General features: G+C 63.2%; 10 protein-coding genes and 1 pseudogene. 10 read left to right on the top strand and 1 reads right to left on the bottom strand.

Going from position 1 to position 7,507, the window contains the following annotated elements; genetic code table 11:
• The 7 genes from AC2FNJ_RS19815 to rplA form a co-directional block, all read left to right on the top strand.
• Positions 1-864 (top strand): HAD-IC family P-type ATPase (locus tag AC2FNJ_RS19815; RefSeq protein WP_496766743.1); only part of this gene is annotated, 864 nt, incomplete at its 5' end.
• A 4-nt stretch (positions 865-868) separates the two neighbouring features.
• A complete protein-coding gene (gene ccoS / locus AC2FNJ_RS19810; RefSeq protein ID WP_496766741.1) occupies positions 869-1,027 on the top strand; it encodes a cbb3-type cytochrome oxidase assembly protein CcoS in 159 nt (52 codons plus the stop codon).
• Positions 1,028-1,073: 46 nt separating this feature from the next.
• Entirely contained in the window at positions 1,074-1,478 is a 405-nt protein-coding gene (locus tag AC2FNJ_RS19805) for a (R)-mandelonitrile lyase (protein WP_496766739.1), read from the top strand.
• Positions 1,479-1,574: 96 nt separating this feature from the next.
• Positions 1,575-1,772 carry a preprotein translocase subunit SecE gene (gene secE, locus AC2FNJ_RS19800; RefSeq protein ID WP_496766737.1) on the top strand — a complete coding sequence of 66 codons (198 nt, stop codon included), beginning with the start codon at positions 1,575-1,577 and terminating at the stop codon, positions 1,770-1,772.
• 253 nt (positions 1,773-2,025) lie between these two features.
• Complete coding sequence (nusG, locus tag AC2FNJ_RS19795; RefSeq protein ID WP_496766745.1) at positions 2,026-2,559, top strand: transcription termination/antitermination protein NusG; 534 nt, start codon at positions 2,026-2,028, stop codon at positions 2,557-2,559.
• Positions 2,560-2,683: 124 nt separating this feature from the next.
• Entirely contained in the window at positions 2,684-3,133 is a 450-nt protein-coding gene (gene rplK, locus AC2FNJ_RS19790; protein WP_005980652.1) for a 50S ribosomal protein L11, read from the top strand.
• Position 3,134: 1 nt separating this feature from the next.
• The gene (rplA, locus tag AC2FNJ_RS19785) at positions 3,135-3,833 is read left to right on the top strand and encodes a 50S ribosomal protein L1 (protein ID WP_496766735.1); all 699 of its coding nucleotides are present in this window, start codon (positions 3,135-3,137) and stop codon (positions 3,831-3,833) included.
• A 69-nt stretch (positions 3,834-3,902) separates the two neighbouring features.
• On the opposite strand, the gene AC2FNJ_RS19780 is transcribed toward rplA, so the two are convergent.
• The gene (locus AC2FNJ_RS19780) at positions 3,903-4,667 is read right to left on the bottom strand and encodes a class II glutamine amidotransferase (RefSeq protein WP_496766733.1); all 765 of its coding nucleotides are present in this window, start codon (positions 4,665-4,667) and stop codon (positions 3,903-3,905) included.
• Positions 4,668-5,124: 457 nt separating this feature from the next.
• Here AC2FNJ_RS19780 and rplJ point away from each other — a divergent pair, with 457 nt between their 5' ends.
• The 3 genes and pseudogenes from rplJ to AC2FNJ_RS19765 form a co-directional block, all read left to right on the top strand.
• Complete coding sequence (gene rplJ, locus AC2FNJ_RS19775) at positions 5,125-5,643, top strand: 50S ribosomal protein L10 (RefSeq protein WP_496766744.1); 519 nt, start codon at positions 5,125-5,127, stop codon at positions 5,641-5,643.
• Between the two features lie 81 nt (positions 5,644-5,724).
• Positions 5,725-6,102, top strand: a complete 378-nt coding sequence (gene rplL / locus AC2FNJ_RS19770) for a 50S ribosomal protein L7/L12 (protein ID WP_496766731.1) — start codon at positions 5,725-5,727, stop codon at positions 6,100-6,102.
• Between the two features lie 252 nt (positions 6,103-6,354).
• Positions 6,355-7,507: pseudogene (locus tag AC2FNJ_RS19765) on the top strand (DNA-directed RNA polymerase subunit beta); the annotation flags it as partial.

Below are 7,507 nucleotides of genomic sequence, written 5' to 3'. Positions count from 1 at the left end.
GATACCGTGGTGTTCGACAAGACCGGCACCCTGACCGCGGGCACGCCCGAACTGGTCAATCTCGGCGATCACAGCCGCGCCGATCTGGAAATCGCGCTGGCCCTGGCCGAGGCGTCGTCGCATCCGCTGTCGGTGTCCCTGGCCCGCGCGGCGCGCGAGGCCGGGCTCAAGCCGGCCTCTGTCACCGATCTGGCCGAGGTGCCGGGCTTTGGCGCCGAAGGACGGTATCGCGGCCAACCGGTGCGACTGGGCCGCGCCGCCTGGGTCGGCGCCCAACAGGGTCAGCAGACAACGGCCTGGCTGGCGGTGGGCGATCGTGCGCCGGTGGCCTTCCGCTACACCGACGCCCTGCGCCCGGGCGCGGCCGAGGCGGTTGCGGCGCTCCGCTCTGCCGGCAAGACCGTCACGCTGATCTCCGGCGACACCCAGGGCGCGGTGGCGGCGCTGGCCGACAAGCTCGGGATCGAGGACTGGGTGGCCGAAGCATTGCCGGAAGACAAGGCAAGGCGCGTCCAGGATTTGGCCGATCAGGGCCACAAGGTGCTGATGGTCGGCGACGGCCTGAATGACACGGCGGCGCTGGCCGCGGCGCATGTCTCGATCTCGCCGGCCTCGGCCCTGGACGCGGCGCGGGTCGCATCGGACATCGTCCTGCTGGGCAACGATCTGTCGCCGATTGCCGATGCCTGCAACACTGCCGTCAAGGCAACCAAACGGATACGCGAGAATTTCCAGATCGCCACCGTCTACAACGTGATCGCGGTTCCGCTGGCCGTCGCGGGGCTTTGTTCGCCGCTCATCGCCGCATTGGCGATGTCCACCTCATCGATTACAGTGTCGCTGAATGCGCTGCGGTTGAGGTGATGCGATGGAAGTGCTGGCCTATCTGATCCCGATTTCCCTGTTTCTTGGCGGCATTGGCCTGGTGGCGTTCATCTACACGGTCCGCACCAACCAGTATGACGACCCCGAAGGCGACGCGCGCCGCATACTGAACAGCGAATGGGACGATCGCCCCAAACCCTGAACGGTGCCGGACCATGCGGCACGGACCACGGCAGAAAGGTGCAGCCATGGAAATCTACAAGGCCGGCAGCCGCCCGAGCGTGAAGGCACGGTCCGACTGGTTCACGGGCACGGTCTGGCAGGATCCGGTGGTCGAGGCCGCCGAACCGGCGCGGGTCCGCGCCTTGCGCGTGGCCTTTGAGCCCGGTGCGCGCACCGCGTGGCACACCCATCCGCTGGGCCAGACGCTGCATGTGCTGTCGGGTGTGGGGCTGGTCGGCCGCCGCGACGCGGCCCCGCAGATCATCCGCCCCGGCGACACGGTCTGGATCCCGCCGGGACAGGAGCACTGGCACGGCGCCGGACCCGACACCGCGATGACCCACCTGGCCATCCAGGAGGCGCTGGATGGCCGCGTGGCGGACTGGCTGGAACAGGTCACGGACGAAGATTACCTGCGCCCGCCCGCGTGATGCGCGCCACGGGACCGTGGCCTGTGCCGGGTGCCCTTGAAATCGACGCAATGCCCGGCTATGTCCGGCCTATCCGCAAGCAGAGAGACGAGCCTCATGGCCAACACCAATCCGATCCAGTTCATCCAGCAGGTCCGAGCCGAAGTTGCCAAGGTCGTCTGGCCGACCCGGCGCGAGGTGCTGCTGACCACTGTGATGGTGTTCATCATGGCGGCGTTGACGGCGGTGTTCTTCGCGCTGGTCGATCTGGGCATCCGCGGCGGATTGCAGCTGATCCTGGGCATGTTCAACTGATCGCCGGGGCGCCGTCCCCCGCGCAATGGCTTCGGGCCGGAACCGGGCCGACCCATCCGCATTAATCCCCGCCGCCCCCTTGCACAGATCGCCGTGTCGGAGTAGGTGACGCGTTACCTTTCGGGATGGGCGTGCGGCGATTCGGGCTGCGCGCCGCTTTTTATTCCGGAATGCGCGGCCGGGCCGCGACGAGATTTCAATGACCGGCGTGTCGCCCGCGACGCGCCCAAGGCAGAACAAGGACGACAGGTTCATGGCGAAACGGTGGTACTCGGTCAGCGTTCTTTCGAACTTCGAAAAGAAGATCGCCGAACAGATCCGCACCTCGGTCGCAGAACAGGGCCTTGAGGACGAGATCGACGAGGTTCTGGTGCCCACCGAAGAGGTGATCGAGGTGCGCCGGGGCAAGAAGGTCACGACCGAGCGCCGCTTCATGCCGGGCTACGTGCTGGTGCACATGGAAATGTCCGATCAGGGCTATCACCTGATCAACTCGATCAACCGTGTCACCGGTTTCCTTGGCCCGCAGGGCCGCCCGATGCCGATGCGCGACGCCGAGGTGAACCAGATCCTCAACCGCGTGCAGGAAGGCGAAGAGGCGCCGCGCACGCTCATCACCTTCGAGGTGGGCGAGAAGGTCAAGGTCAACGACGGCCCGTTCGAGGATTTCGACGGCATGGTCGAGGAGGTCGACGACGACAACCAGAAACTCAAGGTGACCGTCTCGATCTTTGGCCGGGAAACCCCGGTCGAACTGGATTTCACGCAGGTCTCCAAGCAGGGCTGACGTGATTTAGCCGTGGGAGGCGAGCGCGTCGCGACGCGCGGACCGGACCACACAACACCGGCGGGGTTCCCGCCGAAATGGCCCAAGGGGCGCGCCCCGAGGGTGTTGGAAAAGGAGAAGGCCAATGGCCAAGAAACTCGCAGGCACGATGAAGCTGCAAGTGCCCGCCGGTCAGGCAAACCCCTCGCCGCCAGTTGGTCCGGCGCTGGGTCAGCGCGGCATCAACATCATGGAATTCTGCAAGGCGTTCAACGCCAAGACCGCAGACATGGAGCCCGGCGCTCCGTGCCCGACCGTGATCACCTACTATCAGGACAAGTCCTTCACCATGGACATCAAGACGCCGCCGGCGTCGTATTACCTGAAGAAGGCAGCCGGTCTGAAGCCGGTCGGCAAGCGGAACCGTCCCCGCGGTGCGGAAAACCCGGGTCGCGAGACCGTGGCGACCGTGACCACCAAGCAGGTGCGCGAAATCGCCGAAGCCAAAATGAAGGATCTGAACGCGACCGACATCGAAGGCGCCATGAAGATCATCCTGGGCTCGGCCCGTTCCATGGGCATCGAGGTGAAGTAAGATGGCAAAACTCGGTAAACGTACCCGCGCCGCGCGCGAAGCCTTCGCTGGCAAGGAAAACCTGTCGGTCGAAGAGGCCGTTGCGCTGATCAAGGCCAACGCCAACGCCAAGTTCGACGAAACCGTCGAGATCGCCATGAACCTGGGCGTCGATACCCGCCACGCGGACCAGATGGTGCGCGGCGTCGTCGGTCTGCCGAACGGCACCGGCAAGGCCATGCGCGTCGCCGTCTTCGCCCGCGGCCCCAAGGCCGACGAGGCCAAGGAGGCCGGGGCGGACATCGTCGGCGCCGAAGACCTGATGGAAAGCATTCAGGCCGGCAACATCGACTTCGACCGCTGCATCGCGACCCCGGACATGATGCCGGTCGTCGGCCGTCTGGGCAAGATCCTGGGCCCCCGCAATCTGATGCCGAACCCCAAGGTCGGCACCGTGACCATGGATGTTAAAGCAGCCGTGGAAGCGGCCAAGGGCGGTGAGGTTCAGTTCAAGGCGGAAAAGGGCGGCGTCGTGCACGCCGGCGTCGGCAAGGCGTCCTTCGACGAAGCCAAGCTGGTCGAAAACGTCCGCGCCTTCATCTCGGCCGTGGCCAAGGCCAAGCCGACCGGCGCCAAGGGAACCTACATGAAGAAGATCGCGCTGAGCTCGACCATGGGCCCCGGCGTGACCGTAAACGTGGCCAGCGCGTCGAGCGAATAGGGCACCCCCCCAATCCAGACGCACCAGGCCGGGCCGCTCGCACGAGCGGCCCGTTGCCTTTCGGGCACGTCACTCCAGGCTGCAGGAGACGGTCTGACCATCCACCAGCCGGAAAAAGCTGCGATCTTCGATGCGCGTCCATTCCCCGGTGGCCGTATCCAGCGGCTCCGAGGCGACCACCTGTCCGCCGTGATCCAGCCCGCGCCCGAAATACAGGCTGGGACTGCACCGGTCGCTGGAATACCGGAAGGCATATACCGCCCGCCCGTCGGAAAAGGCCGCGGTCAGCCGATTGGGTTGCGACAGCTCACCCTGGACATCCTCGATCTGCCGGATCGTCGAGACGACCGCCGCGTGGGGATCGGCCTCCAGCCCGTTGGCGATCAGCAACAGGAACAGCAGTTCCGAATCCGTGCTGCCCCGGCGCGCGGCATAGCACTCATCGGGCAGGGTCGCTTCCAGCTGCCGCCGTACCCGCGCGAAATCGCCGATCTGGCCGTTGTGCATGAAGGCCCACTTGCCGAAGGTGAACGGATGGCAGTTGCTGCGCGAGGTTTCGCCAAAGGTCGAGGCGCGCACATGCGCCAGAAACAGCCGCGACTTGATCATGCGGCACAGATCCACCAGGTTGCCGTCGGACCAGGCCGGCAGGACATCGCGGTAAAGGCCGGGACGGTCCTGATCCGAATACCATGCCATCCCGAACCCGTCACCGTTCACCGCCAGCTTGGCCTCGGCCGCGTGCTGGCTTTGTTCAAGCAGCGAGTGTTTCGGCAGAACGACGATGTTTTCCAACGGGATGTCCGGTCCGCTGTAGGCCACGAATCTGCACATGGATGTCTTGTCCTGCGTGGGGTCTGGAAATCGGGCAGCGATTGATGCTGGCCTCGTTCGATAGTCACGGAGCGAATGGCCCGCAAGAGAAATCGCGCGCCTTTGTCAGGTGTCCGCGCACAGGCCGGTTGCTCGGTTTGCACATTGGCGCCTGCGGCGTCTCGGGCCTCGTTTTCCCCGAATTTACCCCTTGGAAACCCCCTCGAACTGCCCTAAGAAGACCTGCGGAATAAAGCGTGCGATTCGTCGTGCGCTTTATTTCGTTTCGTCCAAGACGGTGGGTGGGACCGCATGGCCCCTTAATTTCCTGCCTGAGACGGGAAAGACCAAAGAGATCGAGGGTCCAGCCCTCGGGCGATTATTTGGCTCCACCCCGTATCACGGACCTGAACGCCGGGTGTGAGTCCGGCAAACTTGAGCCGGGATGACCTCCATCATCCCAAACTTGGAGAGAACTGTGGATAGAGCCCAGAAAGAGAAAGTGGTCGAGGAACTCGGCCAGATCTTCGAAAGCTCTGGCGTCGTGGTGGTAGCGCACTACGCCGGTCTGACAGTTGCCGAGATGCAGGATCTGCGCGCGCGTGCACGCGACGCGGGCAGTTCCGTGCGTGTTGCCAAGAACAGGCTCGCCAAGATCGCCCTCGAGGGCAAGCCGTGTGCAAGCATGGCCGACCTGCTGACGGGTATGACCGTTCTGACCTATTCCGAAGACCCCGTGGCGGCAGCCAAGGTGGCCGAGGACTTCGCCAAGGAGAACAAGAAGTTCGAAATCCTTGGCGGTGCAATGGGCGAGAACGCTCTGGACCGCAAAGGCGTCGAAGCCGTTTCGAAAATGCCGTCCCGCGAGGAGCTCATCGCTTCGATCGTGGGCTGCATTGGCGCACCTGCTTCGAACATCGCCGGCGCGATTGGCGCACCTGCAAGCAATATCGCAAGCATCCTTTCCACCATCGAAGAGAAGGCGGAAGCTGCGTAAGCGGTTGGCACTGAATGATCTGCGTGGGGTGACGATGCCCCGACGTTGGAACACACACTGTAAACGGAAAGAGCTGATACAATGGCTGATCTGAAGAAACTGGCAGAAGAGATCGTTGGTCTGACCCTGCTGGAAGCACAAGAACTGAAAACCATCCTCAAGGACGAATACGGCATCGAGCCCGCCGCTGGCGGCGCGGTCATGGTTGCCGGTCCGGCCGGCGATGCCGGCGGCGCAGCCGAGGAAGAAAAGACCGAATTCGACGTGGTTCTGAAGAACGCCGGCGCCTCCAAGATCAACGTGATCAAGGAAGTGCGCGGCATCACCGGTCTGGGCCTGAAAGAAGCCAAGGAACTGGTCGAAGCCGGCGGCAAGATCAAGGAAGGCATCGACAAGGCCGAAGCCGAAGAGATCAAGGGCAAGCTGGAAGCAGCTGGCGCCGAGGTCGAACTGGCCTAAGTCAGTCCCCTGGTGCATCTGCGATGCACCGCGGAATTTGGCTGGGCCCGGAGAAATCCGGGTCCAGCCGAACCTGTCTTAGAAAGGGCCTCGAATTCATGGGGCGTTTTCTCAGACACGGTTCGCGGATCGGGAGGCCGCCACTCGGGACGGTGGCCATGAATTGATCCGGACGTGTCGTCTCGAAGGGACAAGGCATCGAGGCCCGACGGTGTCGTTGTCCGCTGAGAACATCGAAAGGTGACATCTGACATGGCTCAATCGTTCCTTGGCCAGAAACGTCTTCGCAAATATTACGGCAAAATCCGCGAAGTGCTGGAAATGCCGAACCTCATCGAGGTCCAGAAATCTTCCTACGATCTTTTCCTCCGCTCCGGTGACGGCGACAAGCCGGCCGACGGCGAAGGCATCATGGGCGTGTTCCAGTCGGTCTTTCCGATCAAGGATTTCAACGAAACCTCGGTTCTGGAATTCGTGAAATACGAGCTGGAAAAGCCGAAATACGATGTCGAAGAATGCATGCAGCGCGACATGACCTACAGCGCCCCGCTGAAGGTCACCCTGCGTCTGATCGTCTTCGACGTGGACGAGGACACCGGCGCCCGTTCGGTCAAGGACATCAAGGAACAGGATGTCTTCATGGGCGACATGCCCCTGATGACGCCGAACGGCACGTTCATCGTGAACGGCACCGAGCGCGTGATCGTGTCCCAGATGCACCGCAGCCCGGGCGTGTTCTTCGACCACGACAAGGGCAAGACCCATTCCTCGGGCAAGCTGCTCTTTGCCTGCCGCATCATCCCGTATCGCGGCTCGTGGCTGGATTTCGAATTCGACGCCAAGGATATCGTCTATGCCCGCATCGACCGCCGCCGCAAGCTGCCGGTCACCACGCTGCTCTATGCGCTGGGTCTGGACCAGGAAGGCATCATGGATGCCTACTATGACACTGTCCCCTACAAGCTCCAGAAGAAGAAGGGCTGGGTCACTCCGTTCTTCCCCGAGCGCGTGCGCGGCACCCGTCCGACCTATGACCTGATCGACGCCAAGACCGGCGAGGTCATCGCCGAAGCCGGCAAGAAGGTGACGCCGCGGGCGGTCAAGAAGCTGATCGAGGATGGAAAGGTCACCAACCTTCTGGTTCCCTTCGACAACATCGCCGGCAAGTTCGTCGCCAAGGACATCATCAACGAGGAAACCGGCGCGATCTATGTCGAGGCTGGGGACGAGCTGACCCTGGAATACGACAAGGACGGCGACCTGATCGGCGGCACCGTCAAGGAACTGCTGGATGCGGGCATCACCGACATCCCGGTTCTCGACATCGACAACGTCAATGTCGGCCCCTACATGCGCAACACGATGGCGCAGGACAAGAACATGAACCGGGAAACCGCGCTCATGG

Source organism: Ruegeria sp. BHSB196 (genome assembly GCF_059613135.1).
Note: the sequence above shows the minus strand (reverse complement) of the source record. Positions and strands in the feature narration are given on the sequence as shown.

Coding starts and splice junctions, on each gene's coding strand:
- nusG (WP_496766745.1), top strand. CDS start 2,026: ATGGCGAAACGGTGGTACTCGGTCAGCGTTCTTTCGAACTTCGAAAAG.
- secE (WP_496766737.1), top strand. CDS start 1,575: ATGGCCAACACCAATCCGATCCAGTTCATCCAGCAGGTCCGAGCCGAA.
- AC2FNJ_RS19805 (WP_496766739.1), top strand. CDS start 1,074: ATGGAAATCTACAAGGCCGGCAGCCGCCCGAGCGTGAAGGCACGGTCC.
- rplK (WP_005980652.1), top strand. CDS start 2,684: ATGGCCAAGAAACTCGCAGGCACGATGAAGCTGCAAGTGCCCGCCGGT.
- ccoS (WP_496766741.1), top strand. CDS start 869: ATGGAAGTGCTGGCCTATCTGATCCCGATTTCCCTGTTTCTTGGCGGC.
- AC2FNJ_RS19780 (WP_496766733.1), bottom strand. CDS start 4,667: ATGTGCAGATTCGTGGCCTACAGCGGACCGGACATCCCGTTGGAAAAC.
- rplL (WP_496766731.1), top strand. CDS start 5,725: ATGGCTGATCTGAAGAAACTGGCAGAAGAGATCGTTGGTCTGACCCTG.
- rplA (WP_496766735.1), top strand. CDS start 3,135: ATGGCAAAACTCGGTAAACGTACCCGCGCCGCGCGCGAAGCCTTCGCT.